General features: G+C 71.0%; 21 protein-coding genes. All 21 read right to left on the minus strand.

Translation table 11 applies throughout. The annotated features are described in order from the left end of the window. Positions 1 to 73: 73 nt before the first annotated feature. The 21 genes from AQI94_RS21810 to AQI94_RS21910 all read right to left on the minus strand — a co-directional run bounded on the left by AQI94_RS21810 (position 74) and on the right by AQI94_RS21910 (position 19,754). On the minus strand, positions 74 to 1,543 hold the full coding sequence (locus AQI94_RS21810) for an MFS transporter (protein WP_062229890.1): 1,470 nt from the start codon (positions 1,541 to 1,543) through the stop codon (positions 74 to 76). A 59-nt stretch (positions 1,544 to 1,602) separates the two neighbouring features. Then, positions 1,603 to 2,634, minus strand: coding sequence for a class II fructose-bisphosphate aldolase (gene fbaA, locus AQI94_RS21815; protein WP_031050645.1), 1,032 nt, complete (start codon positions 2,632 to 2,634; stop codon positions 1,603 to 1,605). A 128-nt stretch (positions 2,635 to 2,762) separates the two neighbouring features. After that, on the minus strand, positions 2,763 to 3,311 hold the full coding sequence (gene pyrE / locus AQI94_RS21820; RefSeq protein WP_031050647.1) for an orotate phosphoribosyltransferase: 549 nt from the start codon (positions 3,309 to 3,311) through the stop codon (positions 2,763 to 2,765). Between the two features lie 10 nt (positions 3,312 to 3,321). Beyond that, positions 3,322 to 4,113, minus strand: a complete 792-nt coding sequence (locus AQI94_RS21825) for an aldose epimerase family protein (RefSeq protein WP_031050649.1) — start codon at positions 4,111 to 4,113, stop codon at positions 3,322 to 3,324. Positions 4,114 to 4,137: 24 nt separating this feature from the next. Further along, positions 4,138 to 4,941 carry an SRPBCC domain-containing protein gene (locus AQI94_RS21830; RefSeq protein ID WP_031050651.1) on the minus strand — a complete coding sequence of 268 codons (804 nt, stop codon included), beginning with the start codon at positions 4,939 to 4,941 and terminating at the stop codon, positions 4,138 to 4,140. An 82-nt stretch (positions 4,942 to 5,023) separates the two neighbouring features. After that, positions 5,024 to 6,664, minus strand: coding sequence for a polyamine aminopropyltransferase (locus AQI94_RS21835; protein WP_062229891.1), 1,641 nt, complete (start codon positions 6,662 to 6,664; stop codon positions 5,024 to 5,026). Between the two features lie 35 nt (positions 6,665 to 6,699). After that, on the minus strand, positions 6,700 to 7,278 hold the full coding sequence (locus AQI94_RS21840) for a DUF2617 family protein (RefSeq protein WP_051831887.1): 579 nt from the start codon (positions 7,276 to 7,278) through the stop codon (positions 6,700 to 6,702). Positions 7,279 to 8,173: 895 nt separating this feature from the next. Further along, positions 8,174 to 9,454 carry a tyrosine-type recombinase/integrase gene (locus tag AQI94_RS21845; protein ID WP_037941023.1) on the minus strand — a complete coding sequence of 427 codons (1,281 nt, stop codon included), beginning with the start codon at positions 9,452 to 9,454 and terminating at the stop codon, positions 8,174 to 8,176. An 88-nt stretch (positions 9,455 to 9,542) separates the two neighbouring features. Beyond that, complete coding sequence (locus AQI94_RS21850) at positions 9,543 to 9,794, minus strand: helix-turn-helix transcriptional regulator (RefSeq protein ID WP_031037168.1); 252 nt, start codon at positions 9,792 to 9,794, stop codon at positions 9,543 to 9,545. Positions 9,795 to 10,293: 499 nt separating this feature from the next. Next, positions 10,294 to 11,769, minus strand: coding sequence for a hypothetical protein (locus AQI94_RS21855; RefSeq protein WP_031037169.1), 1,476 nt, complete (start codon positions 11,767 to 11,769; stop codon positions 10,294 to 10,296). A 2-nt stretch (positions 11,770 to 11,771) separates the two neighbouring features. Beyond that, on the minus strand, positions 11,772 to 12,614 hold the full coding sequence (locus tag AQI94_RS21860) for a bifunctional DNA primase/polymerase (RefSeq protein ID WP_031037172.1): 843 nt from the start codon (positions 12,612 to 12,614) through the stop codon (positions 11,772 to 11,774). Then, entirely contained in the window at positions 12,611 to 13,300 is a 690-nt protein-coding gene (locus AQI94_RS21865) for a DNA cytosine methyltransferase (protein WP_031037174.1), read from the minus strand. Before AQI94_RS21865 ends, AQI94_RS21860 begins: the two co-directional genes overlap by 4 nt. A gap of 86 nt (positions 13,301 to 13,386) precedes the next feature. Further along, positions 13,387 to 13,680, minus strand: a complete 294-nt coding sequence (locus AQI94_RS21870) for a hypothetical protein (protein ID WP_225890237.1) — start codon at positions 13,678 to 13,680, stop codon at positions 13,387 to 13,389. 15 nt (positions 13,681 to 13,695) lie between these two features. Next, positions 13,696 to 14,199, minus strand: coding sequence for a hypothetical protein (locus AQI94_RS21875; protein WP_031037179.1), 504 nt, complete (start codon positions 14,197 to 14,199; stop codon positions 13,696 to 13,698). 13 nt (positions 14,200 to 14,212) lie between these two features. Then, on the minus strand, positions 14,213 to 14,407 hold the full coding sequence (locus tag AQI94_RS21880; RefSeq protein ID WP_031037181.1) for a hypothetical protein: 195 nt from the start codon (positions 14,405 to 14,407) through the stop codon (positions 14,213 to 14,215). 22 nt (positions 14,408 to 14,429) lie between these two features. Continuing rightward, positions 14,430 to 14,687 carry a hypothetical protein gene (locus tag AQI94_RS21885; protein ID WP_031037184.1) on the minus strand — a complete coding sequence of 86 codons (258 nt, stop codon included), beginning with the start codon at positions 14,685 to 14,687 and terminating at the stop codon, positions 14,430 to 14,432. A gap of 141 nt (positions 14,688 to 14,828) precedes the next feature. After that, a complete protein-coding gene (locus AQI94_RS21890) occupies positions 14,829 to 17,021 on the minus strand; it encodes a cell division protein FtsK (protein ID WP_031037186.1) in 2,193 nt (730 codons plus the stop codon). Positions 17,022 to 17,111: 90 nt separating this feature from the next. Beyond that, positions 17,112 to 17,936 carry a phosphoadenosine phosphosulfate reductase gene (locus AQI94_RS21895; protein WP_107064191.1) on the minus strand — a complete coding sequence of 275 codons (825 nt, stop codon included), beginning with the start codon at positions 17,934 to 17,936 and terminating at the stop codon, positions 17,112 to 17,114. Further along, the gene (locus AQI94_RS21900; RefSeq protein ID WP_031037192.1) at positions 17,933 to 19,045 is read right to left on the minus strand and encodes a hypothetical protein; all 1,113 of its coding nucleotides are present in this window, start codon (positions 19,043 to 19,045) and stop codon (positions 17,933 to 17,935) included. The genes AQI94_RS21895 and AQI94_RS21900 overlap by 4 nt, the downstream gene beginning before the upstream one ends. Continuing rightward, positions 19,042 to 19,488, minus strand: coding sequence for a Pycsar system effector family protein (locus AQI94_RS21905; protein WP_031037194.1), 447 nt, complete (start codon positions 19,486 to 19,488; stop codon positions 19,042 to 19,044). Before AQI94_RS21905 ends, AQI94_RS21900 begins: the two co-directional genes overlap by 4 nt. Next, a complete protein-coding gene (locus AQI94_RS21910; RefSeq protein ID WP_031037196.1) occupies positions 19,485 to 19,754 on the minus strand; it encodes a DUF6284 family protein in 270 nt (89 codons plus the stop codon). Before AQI94_RS21910 ends, AQI94_RS21905 begins: the two co-directional genes overlap by 4 nt. Between the last annotated feature and the right edge of the window lie 127 nt (positions 19,755 to 19,881).

Here is a 19,881-nt window from a genome sequence, read left to right on the forward strand (position 1 = left end):
TGAGTGGGTGCGGTCGCGGAGGCCGGTAGGGCTTTCAGGGGAGCGATCAGCCCCCACCCGGCCCGCAGACGCCCTACGACAGCCGCCCCCTGGCCCGCTCCCCCTCCAGTGGCGGCGACAGCACGGCCCCGTACGTACGGCACTCCGGCCTCCGGCACCCCGGCGGCAGCGACCGTACCGTCGAGAAGGCCACGGCGGACCCCACCACCAGCACCCCCGCGCACACCGTCATCGCCCGCCCGAAGGCGTCGTCGAAGGCCCCCGGGGACCGGTAGGCCTCCTCCCCCATCCCGGTGACCAGCGGCAACGCCGCCACCGCGATCAGGCCCGCCACCCGCGCCGCCGCGTTGTTGATCCCGCTCGCCAGACCGGCCCGAGAGGCGTCCACCGAGCCCAGCACGGTCGCCGTCAGCGGGGCGACCAGCGTGACCATGCCGGTGCCCAGGACCAGCAGCGCGGGCAGGACGTCGGCCAGGTACGAGGCGTCCGGGCCGACCCGCAGCATCAGCAGCATCCCCGCCGCGCACAGCAGCGGGCCGACGGTGAGCGGGATGCGCGGCCCGATGCGGTCGGCCAGGGCGCCCGAGCGGGCGGAGAACAGCAGCATCAGGGCGGTCGTCGGCAGCAGGGCCGTACCCGCCTGGAGGGCCGACCAGCCGACCACCACCTGGAGCTGGAGCGCGGCCAGGAAGAAGAACCCGCCGAAGGCCGCGTACACGCACAGGGTCACCAGGTTGACCGCGGTGAACTGCCGGGACGCGAAGATCCCGAGCGGCATCATCGGGTCGGGACGGCGCTTCTCGACGGCGACGAAGGCCACCCCGGCGGCCACACCCGCGAGCGCCGCGACGACGACCACCGGGGACCCGGAACGCGCCTCGATCAGCGCGTACGTCACCAGCGCGAGCGCCACCGCGCCGAGGACCGCGCCCAGGACGTCGAAGCGACCGTGGTCACCGCGCCCGTCCGCGGACTCCGGCACATGCCGTACGGCGATCGGCGCGCACAGCAGCGCCAGCGGGACGTTGAGCAGGAACACCCAGCGCCAGCCCGGCCCGTCCACCAGCCAGCCGCCCACGAAGGGGCCGACGGCCGCCCCGATGCCGCCGAACCCGGACCACAGGCCGACGGCCCGGCCCCGGTCGTCGGGGTGGAAGGAGGCCTGGATGAGGGCCAGGGAACCCGGTGTGAGCAGCGCGCCGCCCACTCCCTGCAGGGCCCGGGCCGCGACCAGGACACCGGCGTTCGGCGCGAGCCCGCACAGCAGCGAGGCCGCCGCGAACCACACGACACCCACCACGAAGACCTTGCGGCGGCCGTACCGGTCCCCGAGGGAGCCGCCGAGCAGGATCAGCCCGGCCAGCGTCAGCATGTACGCGTTGACCGTCCACTGGAGGGCGGCGAGGTCGGCGTCCAGGTCGCGGCCGATGCGCGGCAGGGCGACGTTGACGACGGTCGAGTCCAGCAGCGCCATGCTGGAGCCGAGAACGGTGGTGAGCAGGATCCACTTGCCTTGCGGCGAGGCCAGCCGGACGTCGGGCATGACCCCAGGTATACAGCGAGCCCGGTGCCGTGGCACCGGGCTCGCGGAAAACGCGGGAACTACTTGATCTTCGTGCCAGCCGAGCGCAGGTTCTGCGTGGCCTCGACGACGCGGGCGGCCATGGAGGCCTCCGCGAGCTTGCCCCAGGTGCGCGGGTCGTAGGTCTTCTTGGAGCCGACCTCGCCGTCGACCTTCAGGACGCCGTCGTAGTTGCGGAACATGTGGTCGGCGACCGGACGCGTGAAGGCGTACTGCGTGTCGGTGTCGATGTTCATCTTGACCACGCCGTTCTCCAGCGCGGTGCGGATCTCCTCCTCCGTGGAGCCGGAGCCGCCGTGGAAGACGAAGTCGAAGGGCTGGGACCCGGCCGGCTTGCCGAACTTGGCGGCCACGCCGTCGTTCAGCTCCTTCAGCAGGTCGGGGCGCAGGACGACGTTGCCCGGCTTGTACACGCCGTGGACGTTGCCGAAGGAGGCGGCCAGCAGGTAGCGGCCCCGCTCGCCCAGGCCCAGCGCCTCGGCCGTACGGATGGCGTCGTCGACCGTCGTGTAGAGGGAGTCGTTGATCTCGTGCGAGACACCGTCCTCCTCGCCGCCGGTCGGGGTGATCTCGACCTCAAGGATGATCTTGGCGGCGCGGGCGCGCTCCAGGAGCTCCTGGGCGATGGAGAGGTTGTCGGCGAGGGTCTCCGCCGAGCCGTCCCACATGTGGGACTGGAACAGCGGGTTGCCGCCGGCCTTGACCCGCTCCTCGGACACGGCGATCAGCGGGCGTACGTACCCGTCGAGCTTGTCCTTGGGGCAGTGGTCGGTGTGCAGGGCGACGGTGACCGGGTACTTCTCGGCGACGATGTGCGCGAACTCGGCGAGGGCCACGGAACCCGTGACCATCTCCTTGCTGTACTGACCGCCCAGGAACTCGGCACCACCGGTCGAGATCTGGATGATGCCGTCGCTCTCGGCCTCCGCGAAGCCGCGCAGCGCAGCGTGCAGGGTCTGGGTCGAGGTCACGTTGATGGCCGGGTAGGCGAACTTGCCTGCCTTCGCCCGGTCGAGCATCTCGTTGTAGACCTCGGGGGTTGCGATCGGCATGTGTCCGCTCCTTGTATCTGCGGGTTGGCGTACTGCGTGCTTACGGCCCTGACCTAGACCTTGTGTGGGGGTTCGACGTCATCGTCGGCCCCATCTTTCCAGACTCGGCCGGATGGTCCATCCCCTGGTCAGTCCAGTCCCAGCTCGTCCTTCGAGTAGGCGAAGCGGTACGGCACGCCCGCGCCCTGTTCGATCTTCTCGGCGGCGCCCGTCGCCCGGTCGACGATCGTGGCGACGGCGACGACCTCGGCGCCCGCCTCGCGCACCGCCTCGACCGCGGCGAGCGGGGAGCCGCCGGTGGTGGAGGTGTCCTCGACGACCAGCACCCGGCGGCCGGCGATCTCGGGACCCTCGACGCGCCGCTGCAGGCCGTGCGCCTTCGCGGCCTTGCGTACGACGAAGGCGTCCAGGCGCTTCCCGCGCGCGGCGGCCGCGTGCAGCATGGCCCCGGCGACCGGGTCGGCACCCATGGTCAGGCCGCCGACCGCGTCGAACTCCAGGTCCGCGGTCAGGTCCAGGAGCACCTGCCCGACCAGCGGGGCGGCCTCGCCGTCGAGAGTGACGCGGCGCAGGTCGACGTAGTAGTCGGCCTCCAGCCCCGAGGAGAGGGTCACCTTGCCGTGCACCACGGCCTTGTCCTTGATCTGCTGCAGCAGCTCGCCACGTACGTCCGTCATGCCTGTCAGCTTAGAGGCGGCGCCAGCTCCAGGTCGTCGAGGCCTCCAGCGGCTCCAGGGGGGTGACCAGGCGCGGCAGGGTGTTGAGGCCGTTGGGCGGCCCGGTCTGCGGCTCCACGCAGACGGCGGCCTCCTGCTCGTCGTAGACCACGACCCATTCCTCGCGGCTGGCGACCTTGAGCTCCAGCCGCCCGGGCCAGGTGAGGGTGACGTCGACGCCGCCGGGCATGCCGAAGCAGTCGTCCCAGGGGCCCGGCTTCGGCTCGACGCGGTTGCCGGTGGGCAGGTGGTCGTCGCCGCGCTCCTCCTGCCAGGCGGCGGTGAAGTCGAGCCGGACGGGCTCGCCGCCGTCGAGGGTGCGGTTGAACCAGGGGTGCCAGCCGATCTGGGCCGGGAAGGAGGAGTCGTACGTCTCCACGGACATGGTGAGCGTCAGGGCGTCCGGGGTGAGCGTGGCGACCTGGGTGATGCGCCCGGGGTAGGGCCAGGGCTCGACGAGGTCGTAGGTGAGGACCGCTTCCCCGGCGCTCGTGCGGGCGATGCTCCAGGCGCCGTCGCGGGCGGTGCCGTGGATGGCGTGCGGCGGGGAGTTGAGCGGCATCCGGTGGACCTCGGCGCCGTCGCGGAACCGTCCGTCCCGGATGCGGCCGCACCAGGGGACCATCGGGAAGCAGCCGAAACGGTCGCCCTGGCGCAGGAGTTGGGCGCCCGCGACCCGAAGTCCCCCGACCCGTCCGCCGTTTGCCGGCTGCAAGGTCACTTCCGCGTCGCCCGCGGTCAGCGTGATGTCTTCTTGGCTCACGGGAGGACCCTACTCAACGGCGCCTCAACGGCGTTTCCGCAGTGCCCTTCCCACCACGATCGCCGATGCCAGGACCACTGCGGCCGCCGGCGCCGCCCAGCGCAGGGTCGCGCGCGAGGCCACCGTCTGGGGTGCGGGGACGGGGGCGTAGCGGCCTCTCGGGGGCGCGTGGTCGACCTCCTCCGCGCTGCGGCCGATCATCGTGCGGCGGGCGTGGGCCGCCTCGGCCGGCGGACCGGAGGGTTCCGTGAAGTCCTCGACGAGGGGTACCGGCGGCTCCTCGGAAGCCTCCACGGCCTCCGGCGTCTCCGGCCGCTCCGGCTCTGCCCGCTGTTCCCGCTCTGCCTGCTGTTCCCGCTCTTCCCGCTGCTCCGGCTCCTCCTGCTGCTCCTGCTGCTCCGGTTCCTCGCGCGCCTCGCCCAGCGCCTCCGCGAAACGGTTCAGCAGGCGTACGACCGCGGAGCCCACCGCGTCCTGGGGGAGCTCCGTGACGCGGCCGTCGGCCGTGGCCGTGCCGTCGAAGATCACGGTCGTGCCGTCGTCCGCGGCGCGCAGCCGGAGGGTGAGGGCGAGCTTGACCGAACCGGTGCCGCGGGTCTCGGTGGCGTCGCCCTCGACGGCGTAGGAACCGTCCTCCCGGGCGGAGACGCGGACCGCTCCCCGGTAGGTGATGGAGTGGCTGCCGACCCGCACCTTCAGGCGCCCGGCGACGGGGTCCGCACCGGCGTCCTGCTGGAGCCCGGGAACCGCCCGGGCCACCCTGACGGGATCCCCCAGGGTCTCCCTCAGCCGCTCGACCGGAACCGGAACGAACACCTCATGCTCCATGGTTGCCGAGCCTACCCAGGGCCGGCGGTCATGCACCCCGGTTGGTGGAAAGTGACCGCGCACTTCCGCCCGGGGGCGCGGATCAGTAGCGCGGATGCACCAACGTCGAGGCCGCCAGACCCCCGATCCGGGTCGTCTCCGCCGCCCGCTGCTCCGCCCGCAGGGACCGCTGGGTCAAGGTCGCCGGCCTCGGCCCCCGGGGGTCCAGGCCGAGCACCGGGCGGGCTGTCCGCGAGGCCAGCACGAAGCCCCAGTCGCGGGGGGCGCGGGAGGCTCCGGCGGTGCGCCCGGGACCGTCGGCGGAGCCGGAGCCGCGGCCCTCGACGCGGTAGGGCGTGGTGCGCAGGCCCGCCGCGCGCAGCGTCGCCTCCACCGTCCAGAAGACATGAGGGCGGGCGGAGACCGGCCCCGCGTGCACGACGAGACGGCCGCCGGGGGCCAGGTCACGGCGGACGAGGCCGTAGAACTCCTCCGAGTACAGCTTGGTGCTCGCGGTGATGCCGGGAGCGGGCAGGTCGGCGATCACCACGTCGTACGACGGCACGGGCGCCGGCCCGCGCAGTCGGCGGAACGGGTCCGCCGTACTGACGTGGACGCGCGCGTCGCCGTAGGCGTGGTCGTTGAGCCGGGAGAGCGCCGGGTCCCGGCGGGCCAGGTCGACCACCGCGGAATCGAGGGCCACGACGTCGACCCGCCGGACACCGGGGTGCCTGAGCACCTCGCGGACGGCGAGTCCGTCGCCGCCGCCGAGGACGAGCACGCGCGCGTGCGGGCCGTCCATCGCGGGGTGGACGAGGGCCTCGTGGTAGCGGTCCTCGTCGCGGCCGCTGACCCTGAGGCGACCGTCGACGTAGAGGTCGAGGGGCCGGCCGTCGGTGCCGCCGGTGAGGGCGATCTCCCGGGCGCCGGTCTGCAGGGCGACTCGCACGTCCTTGCCGTAGACCGCCTCCCGCGCGGCCCGCTCGAAGTCGTCGACGAGAACGGTGGCGGTGGCCAGGACGCCGAGCACGGCGAGATTGGCGACCAGCAGCAGCCAGCGGGCCCGGTGGGTCAGATCGCGGCGGAACAGACCGAGGACCAGGGCGCCGCCCGCGATCGCGTTGACCGCGCCGGTGAGCATCGCGCCGGTCAACTGGCCCAGCAGCGGGAGCAGCAGGAACGGGAAGGCCAGGCCGCCGACCAGTGCGCCGACGTAGTCCGCGGCGAACAGGTCGGCCACCGCGCCGCCCGCGTCCTGGCGGCGGATGCGCTGGATCAGATCCATCAGCAGGGGGACCTCGGCGCCGATCAGCAGACCGATGGCGAGGGAGAAGGCGACCAGGAGCCAGCGCGGTCCGCTCGCCCACACCCCGCCCCAGCCACCGGTCCACGCGAACACGGCGTACAGCGCCATCGCGCTGCACCCGCCGACCAGCGCGAGCAGCGCCTCCAGGGCGCCGAAGGCCACGGCCGCGTGCCGGCGCAGCCGCTTGGCGGCCAGCGAGCCGATGCCCATCGCGAAGACCATGACGGACAGCACCACGGAGGCCTGGGTGACCGAGTCGCCGGTCAGGTACGAGGCGAGGGCGACCAGTTCGAGTTCGTACACCAGTCCGCAGGCCGCGCAGACGAAGACACAGGCGAGGACGAGGAACCGGCCCGTGTCGGGGCGGACGGGCAGCCGCGCGGGCCCGGCCCAGGGCGGCGGAGCGCCGGGCGGGGCGGGGGCGTGCGGCTCGATCACGGTGCGACGTTACGTCACGGCTGTGGCACGCTTCGTCACCCACACGTGTGGAACTGGGAGTGAACCGGGAGAACAGGGGTTTGTGCGACTCGCCCCGCGGTCCCCACCGGGACCCGGACCCCGACGCGCGTCCGCGTGGCCACCAACTGCCCGTCCTGCGGATACGCGTGCCAGGTCCGCCAGTGCACCTGCCCCTCGTACCGCTGCGCCAGCAGCGCCGTGAACGCGTGCGGGCTGCCGGGAAAGACGCCGGCGAGGCCGTGCGGATGGTCGGACACCAGCGCTAGCAACTCCTGTGCCCGACCAGCGAACTGACCCGGCGACAGCGCCTCGACGCGGGCGGCGAACTCGTACTCCCAGTCCCCCACCCGCTTGGCCACGCCCAGCGGCAGCGGCGTACTGCTGCCGGAGATGCACGCCACCGTCTCCGAACAGGTGCCCCGGTCCTCCTCCAGAAGCACTTGGTGGGACGCGCCGAGGAGTCTCAACTGAAGCTTCGCCCCGGCGATTTCGAGGTCGAGCGTGGCGAGGGCGGGCAGCGGCTCGCGCCCCAGGGCCCAGGCGAGGTCGGCCGCGCGCGTGTCGGTGTACGAGGTGTTCAGGGTCGTGAGCATGGATCGGCTCCGCTAGCACGCAAAGAAAGGGTGGTGTGGGGTTCCGGCGCACCCGGGCGACTGTGGGGGGGGATCGGCCCGGTCAGCCCAGTCGGGAGGTCAGGACGTGTCCGCAGGACGTCCGAGGGGCTGCGTTGGTGAGTTAGAGGGAATCATGAACGGTGATGCCGTCACAGCGTTTTTACCCAACTTCGTGGGGTTTCCATCCCTGCGTGGGCTCCCCAGCTCATCTGTTCAACCACGGCGCACGCCACGGCGGCCGTGGTGTGCGCCGGAGCACCGGAGTGAAGATGCGACAAGCGGGGGCGTGCGGCCCGACCCAGGTCCGGCCGCACGCCCCCGCTCTCCCCGCTCCCCCGTGCTGGATGCGGTTCCCCCTGCCGGAGCTCAGCTGCCCCGTGTCAGCTGCCTCCCCCGCATCCGCCCCCGCCGCCGCAGGACGACCCGCCACCACAGGACGACCCACCACCGCAGGAGTGCCCACCACCGCACGAGTGACCGCCGGAGTGTCCCCCCGAGTGACCGCCGGAGTGACTGCCGGAGTCGCCGCTCGACGAACCGCACGCCGAGCCGGCGCCGGTCGCACCGCCGGCCCACCAGCTGTCCCGGCGCCCCCGGTGCCGGTCGACGCGGACCGGCTTGCCCAGGCTGACCCGCTGCTTCCTGTTCGCGGCGGACACGAGAGCCCCGACGAACAGGACTGCCAACACCGCCAGGATGATGCCGATGACCATGGCTCACCCTCCTTCCGTTACCCCCCGAAGCGACCCCCCGTGGGCGCCTCGCCGGTTGCGTGAGCTGGAGATGCCCTTCTGGGTCATGGGTCAAAGCAGAGTTGAGGAACTTCAGAGGCTTCTCTACGGGCAACGGCCCCTGACCTGCACATAAGGGCAGTTCAGGGGCCGTCCGTGGGTCGCTGGGCCGTCTGTGGGCCGTGATCTTCCTGAGAGTCGCGCTGGAACACCTTGTCGATGGCCAAGCGAGCACGCTTCCGGCTGTCGGGCATCAAGTGCGCGTACACCCGCAGCGTCAGCCCCGGGTCGGCATGCCCCATGTACTCGCTGACAGCCTTGATGTTCTCACCCGCGTCCAGCAACGCGGATGCGTAGAAGTGCCGTAGGGCGTGCATGCCGTGCTCGCGCGCTGAGTCGTACTTGCCGTCATCGTCTGCGTCCGGGATGAGTCCAGCGACCGCGAGAGCAGGCTTCCACTCCTTGCCGTTGAAGTTGCTGCGCCAGACCATGCCCCCTTGCTCCGCTGTGAAGATCAGACGAGCGGACACCTTCGGGCCCTCCGGTACGTCCCACGGCAACGTGATCTCTACGGGCTTGAAGGCGTCCATGTGCGCCCGGAGGGCTTCCGCCACGGAGTCGGGCAGGGGCACGTCCCGTTTCTTGCCTCCCTTGGGGAGGGCGAACACTGGGTGCCCTTCCACGTGCTTGATCTGCCGGACCACGTGAAGCGTGCGGCCGTCGGTGTCGATGACGTCCTCAGCGAGCCCGAACACCTCGCCCTGGCGCAGGCCACAACCGGCCCCGACGTTGACCATCGCTCGGTACCGATCCAGAAGGGCCGCGCGGACGGCGAACACCTGGTCGGGCACCCACGGGATGACGGGGTGCGGGTCAGGCTTGGGGCGCCGAACGGTTCGGGCACCGCACGGATTGCGGGACAACAGCGTGTCGTCGACAGCGGCAGACAGGACCGCTTGGACGTCCGCAAAGATGTTCCGGGCGTAGGAGGCGCTGACGCCGGGCTTCGCTTCCAGGGCCGCGACAAGCTCCCGGATGTGCTCGGGCCGGAACGTCCCGATCGGCCGGGAACCGAGAACCGGATAGACATGCAGCCGAAGGCGCCGGCCGAGTTCCTTCCGCGTCATCGGACTCGAAGTCCTGGTGTCCAACCACTTCTCGGCGTACTGCCGGAACGTGATCTGCATCGACTTGGGGTCGGTGTACTGACCGCGCGTCATGTCCGTCTCGATGGCACTGAGCCACTTCTCAGCAAGTCGCTTCTGACGGTCGGGGAAGCTCTTGGACTTCTCGGTGCCGTCGGGGCCGACGTACCGGGCCCGGTAACGGAGTCCAGTGCCGTATCGGTCGCTCTTGACGCGGACGGTCTTGCCGGCGGCGTTGGTCTCGGTCTTGAACCAGCGGTCTTGGATATGGCCTGCCATGTGGGGCGCGGTCCCTTCTAGGCATGGGGCGGGGAGGGCCACGGCGTGGCCCTCCCCGGGGTGTTGAGTGATGCGCGGTGCGACAGGCTCAGGCCGCGTCTTCGAGGGCCGTGCGTTCGGCCTCCCACGCCCTGACCGCGGCGGGGTTGAAGCGGAGGTAGCGCCCGACGCGGAAGCCGGGCGGGCCGATGCGCTTGCGACGCCACTGGTAGACGGTCTCGACGCTGGGGAGGCTGAACATGGTGACCAGGTCTTCGGGGGTCAGGTATCGGTCCGGGACGCCGCCGCGCAGGAGAGCGAGCAGGGCGTCAAGCAGGTCTGTCGGGTCTTCGGTGGCCATGTGTTCGGTGACTCCTCGGGTCCGTGGCGAGGTCGGTGAGGTGTCCTGCGGTGGTTCGGCTCAGGCGGCGCCAGGAGCCCGCACCTGTCCGAGGTGTGGATTTCTGCGTCATTGCGTCGCTAGCGTCATTCAGGCCTCTGACCTGTGGGTTTAGGTGACGCTGGGGGCGAGGCCTGCGTCATGGATGCGTCATGCGCAGCGTCATCCGTGACGTTGCCCGTGACGCAGATGACGCAGGATGACGCGGGCGCGGCCGTCTGCGTCATGCCGGTAGCCGCAGGTCAGGTCCCGTTTTCCGGCCCGCGTGACGCAGATGACGCAGCGTCTTCCCTCTTAGGACAAAGAAGGGGGTGTCTGTCGTAGTGCGGTACCGCTCAGAGAGCGAAGAAGGAGCCGCTGCGCGGCACGTCCTTGGGGCGGCGCGAGCGCCGAACAGCAAGAGGAGCACCCCCGGGCTGGGCGGGGTGGTGCTCCTCTTGCTTGTCCGCGTGAGCGCGGGTCAGGGCATCCGCTGCTGCTCGTGCGGGGGCGCCGGGGCGGGGCGGGTCATTTCCAGGTAGCGGCCCTGACTGGTGCGGCCGGAGTCGATGAGCACGCCCCGTGCGGCGAGGGTGGGCTGTAGGCGCTTGAGACGGTCGGAGAGCACCTTGCCCGTGGTCGGCCACCCCTTGGGCAGCGGACGGCAGTCATCGCCGCTGTAGAGGCGCCCGAGGCAGGACAGCCACTCGGTAGACGTCATCCGCTGCGCCGTGCCCGGCTCGATGGTCTCGGCGTGCCGGAGGACGGTCTGTGCCAACAGGTCGCCCTCGATGACGTCGTCGTTGAGGTCGTCGAGCCGGGCCCGGTACGCGGCCAGTGCCCCGAGCCCGGTTGCCGCGTCGAACTGCGCGCACAGGTGCGCGAAGTCGGCCATGCGCAGGTCGGTGGGAGTCTCCGCCTCCGCTGCACGAACCCTGACCGTGAGATCGAGCAGGGAGCCGAGCACGACGGGCAGAACTTCCTTGTACTCCGCCCACAGTTCCGCCTCGGTCCGTCGCACGCCGGGCCGCTCCAAGCGCAGCGGGAGGAGCCGTTCGGCGAGGTCGGGGCGGATGACTCCGACGTCGATCCCGGTGAGCAGCAGCGGGCGGCGGTAGCCAACGCGGAAGACGTCCCCGTCGGTGAACAGGGCCCGCTTGACGCTCTCGGCTCCGGTGACGATGCAGCACATCGCATCCGAGAGGTCCGGTGACATGTGCGAGAGGTTGTCCAGCGCCGTGACCCAACCGGCCGCCACGGCCGCGATCAGGTTCTCCTCATCCTTCGGGGCCCGGCGCAGGTCACCGCTCATGCCCTCGATGATCCGGACCAGCATCCGCCCGCCCGTCGACTTCCCCGCGCCCTGGGGGCCGGTGAGGAATGGGGCCGGGACCGGGACGGACGGACCGAGACAGCCGATCAGCCACGCGATGGCCAGGCACTCGTTCTCCGCGCCGGCGAAGTTGCACAGCCGCATCAGCAGATCGATGCCCTTGCCGTTGGTGTCTTTGACGGGCAGAGGGAGTTCCCCGGTGAGCTGGGTGCGCCGCCAGCACACTTCCTGCGGGTCGGGCGTGAGGATGTCCCATCCGGTGGGGTGGATGCGCACGGACTGCCCGTCATCGCGTCCCAGGTCCAGCCACGTTGCTCCGTCGAATCCGGGGGCGACACGGATGTGCACGGGCTGCACGTCCTCGGACAGCGCGAGCGCCTCGATCAGGTCCAACGCCTCTTTCAGGGCCGACCCGTTGAACGCGCCGCGTCCGTCGCGGTAGAGGCCGACCATGAGTTCCTGACGGTGGCTTCCGGTGGTGCCCTGGGAGCGGATCGGGCGGGCGATGGGCTGTCCGTTGCGCTGCGCGTACACGGTCCCGTCCGGGGTGCGGAAGTACCGGAAATGGGCCTGCGCGTAGTCGGTGATGATCTGGCGGGCGGGGTTCTTCTCGTCGTCTGCCATGGTCACAGTCCCAACGTGGTGAGGGCGTTCGTCCACGCCTCCGTGCAGTGCCGGGGCGTCTCGCCCTTGGCCTGCGCGGCGGTGAACAGCCTGGCGACATGCGTGTCCGTGAGGCAGCCGCACCGACCGTGCGTGGCCAACACGGCGAGGAACGTCCGGTAGACGGTGGCGTGCACCGCTTCCCGGGCCCTGGTGATCTGCTGCTCCGCCATGGCGATCCCACGGTCCAAAAACACGGGCGAGCGGTGGCGGCACTCCCCGTTTTGCCCTCCCCTGGGTGCTGAGGGGGTTTGTGGCGCCCTGTGGGCAGTGGACGGCTCCTTTATTACTGCCAGCGCGCGCACAGCGTCCGGGAGAGGGGCCGTGACGCCTACGCCCGGACCGAGCCAACGGGCATATTGCATAAGGGACTTGATGTCAACGCCCGGTCGTATCGCGTTCGACGACGCCATGGTGCCCCGGTAGATCCAGTGTTCGCCCCGGGTGGTGGTCACGGTCCGGGTGGCGGGCAGGGTCTCACGGGCCCATGCGATGGCGTCCGCGTTGTCGAGGTCGACCACGGTCACGCCAGCACCGCCGGGGTGATAGGCGACCGCCGCCGCCTCCCGCCACGCACGCGCCCATGCCGGGGAGTTGAGGACGTGGGGGTCGGTGCTGGCGGCGGCCCAGCCGTGGCACGGCTGCGGGCATGCGCAGGGGCCCGGGTTCTTCATGTTCGGCCGACCGCCGCACGCGTTCCGCGCGCAGGCCGGGCAGTTGCCGAACGGCAGCTTTCCCGCACGCAGCGGGAGGGCCGGGATGCCGGATGCTGCGAGGTCCAGCGCGGTACGCAGGTACTCGCTCATGCCGCCACCGCTCCGGCCAGCAGGCTGTAGCGGGCGTGGATGCCTGCCCAGTGGGCGTAAGCGGGCGGGATGCACTCGCGGATGCCGTCGCGGTTCATCCACGGCACGCCCATGACGCGGCGGGCGAGGTCGACGCCAGAGAAGTTGCCGACGAACTGGCCGTAGTGGCCGGGCGGGACGGGCCGTCCCATCTTCGCCTGCGGGGCGGTGTGTGCGGGGTGCCAGGGCTGCAGAAGCGTGAAGCCGCCCCCAGTCTCGAAGTACCGGTGCCGGTACGTCTGGACACCGAACATGGGCCCGCACAGCATCACCGGAGCGTACAGCTTGGGCAGCGCGCCCTTGACGTTCTCCATCACCCACGGCCGCCCGGTGGCCTCCAGCGCCGCGCGGGTGGGGGCGATCAGGTCGGGGTGGGCGTTGTTCTGGATGCGCTGGCACTCGCTGTCGTGCTGGCACGGTGGCGAGGCATGGATGAAGTCGAACTCTGGGCCGTGTTCGAGGACGAACGCGATCGCGTCCGCCTGCACGAACCGGAAGGGGTAGCGGGGCTGCGGGTTGATGTCGACGCCGGTCACGTCGAACCCGGCGTCGGCGTAGCCCTTGGCCGCGCCGCCCTGGCAGCAGTACAGGTCCAGCAGCGTCGGCCGGCGGCCGCGTACTCGCCGGATGTCGGTGGGTTGCGTCATCCTGGATGTCTCCAGTTCCTTGATGGGTGACTGGCGAGCAAGGGCGACCCCGATTCATTGGCGTGAGGGGGTCGCCCTTGGCGTAGCTAGAAGGGCGGTTCCGTGGTCCACGGGTCGGCGTGACGGGTGCGTCGGCGCATCCACCGGGGCCGGTGCGGCAGGGGTAGCAGGGTCCAGCGGCGGTTCTCGTTCCAGCACCAGCAGGGGTCCCAGTCGCTTCCGGCGTACTCGCCCGTGTCGTAGTCGCCGTACGGGTACTCCGTACCGCCGTCGCCCTCGCAGACGGGGCAGTCGGGATCGGGGGTGTCGGTCAGGACCAGGGCCCTGCGGTGCCAGTGCGCGACCTGAATGCGCAGGCGCGGCAAGGTGAGGGGCCTCATGTGGGGGTTCCTTCCTCAGCGGCGGTGGTCGTTGTGGGTGCGCGCGAAGAGCCCGCGCGTGTGGGTGGTGGTGTGTTCTTGCCTGACCGACCCGCTGTAGTGGTGATGGTGCTCATCCGGGGCGGCCTCACCGATCCGCCGGAAGAGGCGGGCGAGGGCGAGCACGGGCACGGCGACGGCGGCCGGCGCGGCGCAGATCATCCCGATGACCGTCGGGTCGGCCTGCCGTGAAGCGACGAGCACCCCGATCGCGATCAGGCCGGGCGGGACGGTGGCCAGCCCGGCGGTGAGCATAAGGCGGGAGGCGTCCACGGCCCGCTGGGACATCGGCGGCACCCCCGGCTGCACGACCGGCGGCATGTCCCCGTGCGCGGGCAGCGGACTCGTGTCGCGGTAAGAGGTGGGGACGGCGGGGGCGGGACGGTAGGCGTCGGCGATGATGCGCGCGGCCTCACTGGCAGCCTGGTCGTCGGTGAGCGGGACGCCGGACCGGGCCGGGACAGGGCTGGACTCGTTCACTGAGGTCTCCGTTTCAGTTGCCCAGGGCGGACAGGGCGTCGGCGGTCGCCTTGACGACGCTGACGATCGGGTCGTACGCGCCGGTCCCGGCGGTGAAGAACCCGAACAGGAACAGGACCATCGCTGCGCCGCCGCCGGCGGACTTGGTCTTTACGGCGAGGACGGACGCGGCGCCGAACAGCAGCACGGCGGAGATGTTGAAAATCACGGGATGCCTTCCGGCCGGACGGTCAGGGGGTGTTGGTGCCGGCGCGGTAGATGCGGGCCCAGCGGTTGTAGAGCCAGCGGCCGGCGCGGATGCGCTTGCCGGTGGCCTTGCAGCGGCGGCAGTCCTTGCCGCGCTTGAGCCGTCCCTTGCGGTCGGTCTTCAGCGCGTGGCCCATGCCACGGCACTTGCGGCAGTCGCCGAACGGCGAGGCCGCACACAGCCCGCCGTAACCGAGCGTGACTATGAGCAGGCAGGCGATAGCAGCGAGGATGGGGGTCATCAGGGGCCCTCCGGGCGGGTTTTCAGGGGTTTCCGCAGGTGGGGTGCTATCCGCTAGAACGCAGATGGGGTGCTGTTTAGGGTGCTAGCGGAGGTGCTACCGGTAGCAGGTGCCCCTGCTACCGGTAGCACCTTGCCGGGCCTAGGCGGCGCCCGGCTTTTCGTTACGCTCCGCAATCGACTTGAGGACGTCGGCGCGGACGATGCCGCGCCGGGTGGTGCGGGCGCCGTCCTCCGTCGTGCCGGCCACGTCGCGGGTCTTGATGCCGTGCGGCTTCAGCGCGGAGGTGACGTTCTCGCCCTTCCACCCGCCGTAGACCTCGGGGCGCAGTTCGGCGAGGCGGGCGGCGATCCGCTCGTTCCACACCCGCTCCTCCGCCTCCGGCACCACCGCGGCCACGTCGGCGAGCAGGTCATAGGCGGGGCCGGTGACATGCTCGGGGGCCTCCCCGAGGGCGTAGCCGGACAGGAGTCCGGCCTTCTCGCGCACGGTGCGGGCCCGGGCGGCGACGCGTTCGGCCATCGGCGCGTCCAGGAACGTGCTGGAGACGATCCGGGCGTCCGAGCCCTCACCCACGAAATAGTGCAGGCCCTTATCCCCCCAGGCGAACATGGTCGCCCGCACCCCGCGCTTGTAGGAGGACGTGCCCAGCACCATGTCGTTCTCGGTCTGGCCCATGACCTTCAGGCAGAACCGGGTGCTGGCATTCGCGGAGATGCCGGTGGGCAGCGACTTGGCGTCGGGCCGCTGGGTGGCCAGCAGCAGCACGATCCCGGTAGCGGGGCCGCGCTTGACCAGGTCGGTGGCGATCTCCTCGAACTCCTTGCCGTGCTCGGAGTGCTCGAACAGCACCTGGCACTCATCCACCCCGATCACGATCGGGTGCAACCCCAGCGAGCGCTTGTCCGCGAGAGCGCTGGTCACCTTGGACTCGGGGCAGATGTCCCGGGGCAGCGAGCGGATCACCTTGGTACGGCGCCGCAACTCCTCACGCAGGGCGCGGAAGTCGTTCAGCACGTACAGGATCGTCTCGATTTCCTCGCCGACGCCGTGCCGGTGCGAGACCGCTTCGCCGACCGTGTCGAGGTCGCCGGTGCCCTTCATGTCGTAGGTGTGCAGCTCCGCCCGCGGATCGAGCGCGGCGATCAGCATCAGCAGGCGCAGGAGGAAGGTTTTGCCCATGCGGGGGATCGCGCCGATGATCCCGGCGATGAACATGAGCGTGACCTCAACCCAGCGTCCACGCTGGTCCGTGCCGTACGGGATGGCCTTGAACAGGTCCACCGTGCCCGACTTGAACAGCGGCCATGCGGGCTTGGGCGCGGCCTTGAGGGTCTGGTCCCCTACCCACAGCACGAGGTGGCCGGGGTGTTCCTCCGACTCGGCTTCCGGCCACACGCAGCCCAGCGGCCGGCGCAGACCCGACGCGAGGCGCTCGCGCTTCTCGATGACGTCGGTCACGGTCACGCCGAAAGGCAGGTTGCCCTCCGCCCGCCAGCCGGGACCGTCGCGGGTGATCGGGGCGGTGAACTCGAACCCGTCCCGCCCCTTGGCCTGCGCCTGGTTGATCGCGGGAATGCCGATCGCCCCCAGCGCCCGCAGCACAATGTCCGAGGTGAGCTTGGACGCCTTGGGCACCTCAACTGCCCGATGAATGACCGGCTGGTCGGCCTTGCGGCCGTTCATGCCCAGCGCGAGCACGAGAGCGCCGACCGACAGGGCCTGAAGCCAGTCGGGCGCCATGACGTAGATCGCCAGAGCCAGACCCAGGCCGATGAACATGCCCAACACCGTGACCAGGGTGCGCAGCCGGACCCGGCCGTCGCGCTGCCGGGACAGCTTCAGGTACTCCGCCGCGTCCTCGCGGCGCACGGCGGCGAGGCGGACCGGCTCGCCCTCGCGGTCGGCCATCCACCGCATGGTGCCGCCCACGAACCGGGCCAGACCGGTGGGCGCCTGCATGGTGAAGCGGGCGGCATACACCGGGGTGCGCAGCGCGTGGTACCCGGCGGTGTGGGCGTAGTGGCGGGCCACCCACGCCGTGGCGGTCTTCAGTTCGGCGACCGAGCGCAGCCACAGCGGGACCACGTCACGCCGCTTGGCGGCGGCGAGGCGACCCAGGTAGCCGGGACCGGCCGACTTCACGGCCGGGTCGTCGACCAACCGGCGGGCGGTCGGGTCGCCCGACTCGGAGTCCGCGGTCGGGGTCGACTCGCGCGCGGCGCGGGCCTTGTCGAGGTCGACCACGTCCGCCCCCGCGGCGGGCGGGGAGTCGGCGGCCATTTCGGCTTCCAGCCGGTTGAAGAGTTCGCTGTCGTCGTCGGGGTGCTTCACTGAGGTTCCTTCCACTTTCGGGTGTGAGGGAGAGCGGGCCCGGCCGACGCTGTAGGAGGTGGGCGGCCGGGCCCGTTGCACAAAGGGGGTTCAGGTCATGCACCATCCGGAGTCGCATCCGGAGTCCCACTCATCGAACGGAAGGGTGTCCACTCCGTCCGGGATCGCGGCGCGTAGCGGCCGGTTGAACCGGGTCAGCCACACGTGGTCCTTGCCGAGTTCGTCACGGCGGCGGTTGAGGAGTTCTTCGAGCTGGCACGCGCGCTCGAACAGATCGGGCTCGTTGCGGCGCATGTCGTGCCAGGTCTCCGGCCGGTGGAACGGGCAGAACCAGCACGACGACTTCGGTGGCACCGGCAACCCCGCCTCACGGATGATCCGTGCGCAGTCGATCCGCCGGATCCCGCGTTCCAGCAGCGGGTATTCGATGACCTCGTGCGGCTCGCAGCGCCGCTTGTTCGCGCGGTGGATCTCATCAAGGCTGATGCCGATACCGACCGTGGCCGGGTTCTCTTTCGTCGCCCCACGGCGCTTGAGTTCGTCCCCAACGACCTTGATTTTGAACTGCGCCGTGCAGGACCGGGTGCCGGGGGCCCCGTTCGACATACGTACGGGGATCTTCAGAGACCGCGAGCCCTCCCGGGTGAGGTCCTGATACAGCGTGCGGACCTCACCCGAGCGTTTCATCACCCGATCCAAGACGACCAGCTCAAGGCCGTGCGCTTCGGCGTAGGGGATGGCGTACTTGTGCAGGTAGGCGAGGGTCCCGGGGTGTTCGGAGTCATCTCCGACGTTGGCCATCAGGAAGGTGCGGTAGTCCAGCTCACCCGTGGACGCGAGGACCAGGGCGGCGGTGGACTGTACGCCTCCGCCGAAGCTGAACGTCTTCACCGTGTCCGTGGTGGGAGTGGTCATCCCGCCACCCCCTCCGAGCGGGCCCGCTCCGCAAGGAGGGTGTCCCGCAGCTCCCGAGCGTTGGCCGGCGAGGTGTGCACCTCGCGGCGGATGCCCTCAGCCGTGATCCGGCTGTCCGACCACCCGGCGGTGACCGTGCGCGTCTCGGCAAGCAACTGCTCCCAAGTGCGCTTCGGCCGGGGCGACTTTGCGGCATCCGGGACCCGACCGGTCACCCCACGCGGGCGAGGCTCCGCCGCAGGCACCACCGGCGGAATCGAGGCGATCGGAGTCGGGACGGGGGCGAGCGGCTTGAGCGGGAGAATCGACTTGCCCAGGTCGACCGCGACCGGATCGGGGACCGAGAGTCGGGCCAGCGTCACCACCGGAGCCGGGGTCGATTCCCGCAGGTCAGCCATAGACCGATTCCTCATGGTCTCGGTAGATTCCTCCGCATTCGCGTCCACCTCGGGGATCGGGGCGAGGGCGGGGGTGGTGCCGCCGAACATCGAGCCGAGCGCGGCATCCGCACCGGCGGTGATCCGCTCACGCTGGACATCGAGCAGCCTCGATCCGAGCGCCGCATCCCCGATGCCGACCTTGCGGGCCAGGCGCCACGACTTGCGCTCCGACCACCACTGAACCCGACCGCTGGGGTGCTGTGCGGCGCGGGCGCGGTGGTAGGCGAGGGCCTGTACGAGGTCGGCGGTGCGCCGCTCGTTCTCCGCGTCGCGGCCGTCGGTGTGCACGACGATCCGGCGGGCGAGGAACGCCATGCCCTCCGCCGACACGGACATGCCCATCGGGGTCAGGGCGTAGATGATGGTCCGGTCGGCGTCGGGTGCGGCCATGGCGCCCATGACGGCGGCGGCGGCCGGAAGCGCCCACAGTCCCATCCGCACGATGCGCGGCGAGGACTGGCCCAGCATGGTCAAGCCCAGCAGGACCAGGGCGAGCACGGCCGTGGCGCCCTCACCGGCGGCGAGCGCCCCGAGCGCGGTGCCCTCGCCGTAGGCGTGCCCGATGTTGCTGTAGGTGCCGATACCGCCGATCACGCCGGTGGCGAGCATCGGCACGAACGCGGCCGCCAGAACCCCGATCTGCACCTTCGTCAGCTTGGTCCGGTTCACAGTGCGCCCCCAACAGTGAGCAGGAGGGCGAGGATGAGCAGGGCGCCGGCGGTCAGGGTGAGGTCGACCGCTCGGCGCAGACCGGTGAACTTGACCACCGCGAGCCGGGACAGGCCCGCCACGTCGGCGGCCAGGTCCCGCGTCACGGCGTCGGTGATCTGGTCGGGGGTGAGGGTGGCCCACAGCGGGAAGCCATGCCGGCCAGAGAGATTGGGGCGCACCGAGCGCAGCAGCAGAGCGGCCGCCGCGATCAGGAGCGTCATGCCGCATCCGCCCACGATCACGGCGGGCGGGGTCAGGGGCAGGTCGCGGGCGATCGTCCACGCGCCGGCGAGCACCGCGCCGACGAACGCCAACAGGAGCGCGACCTTGTTGTCGGTCCGCGCGATCTCCGCCTTCACCTCAGCGTGCGCGGCCGTCAGCTTCGGGTCGGTGGTGCTCATGCGCCGACCTCCGGCAGGGTGATGCCGGCGGCGCGGTTGGCCAGGGCACGACGCTCGTTCAGCACGCGGTTGCGGGCGCGGCGGATACGGCGGGTGTCCAGCTCGGTCGGGGTCCGGTCCAGGGTGATGATCTGCACGTCGAGCAAGTCGACGCGCGCCAGGATCAGCGGCATCTCCCGCTCGATCGCGTCCAGCTCCGCATCCGTCGGCTCCATGAAGTCGGCGAACGCGGTAACAGCGTCCTGAACAGTAACGATGTGGGTCATTGGGTCGTGTTCCTCTCAGCGTGGAACGGCCCGAACGCGGCTCCCGGGTGGCACCCCGGGAGCCGCTTGCCGTTGGAGTCGGTGTCCGGCTCCCCTCAGCGCTGCTCGTACGAGACGAGCAGCGGAG

The organism is Streptomyces pseudovenezuelae (genome assembly GCF_001513955.1).
Lineage (GTDB): Bacteria > Actinomycetota > Actinomycetes > Streptomycetales > Streptomycetaceae > Streptomyces > Streptomyces pseudovenezuelae.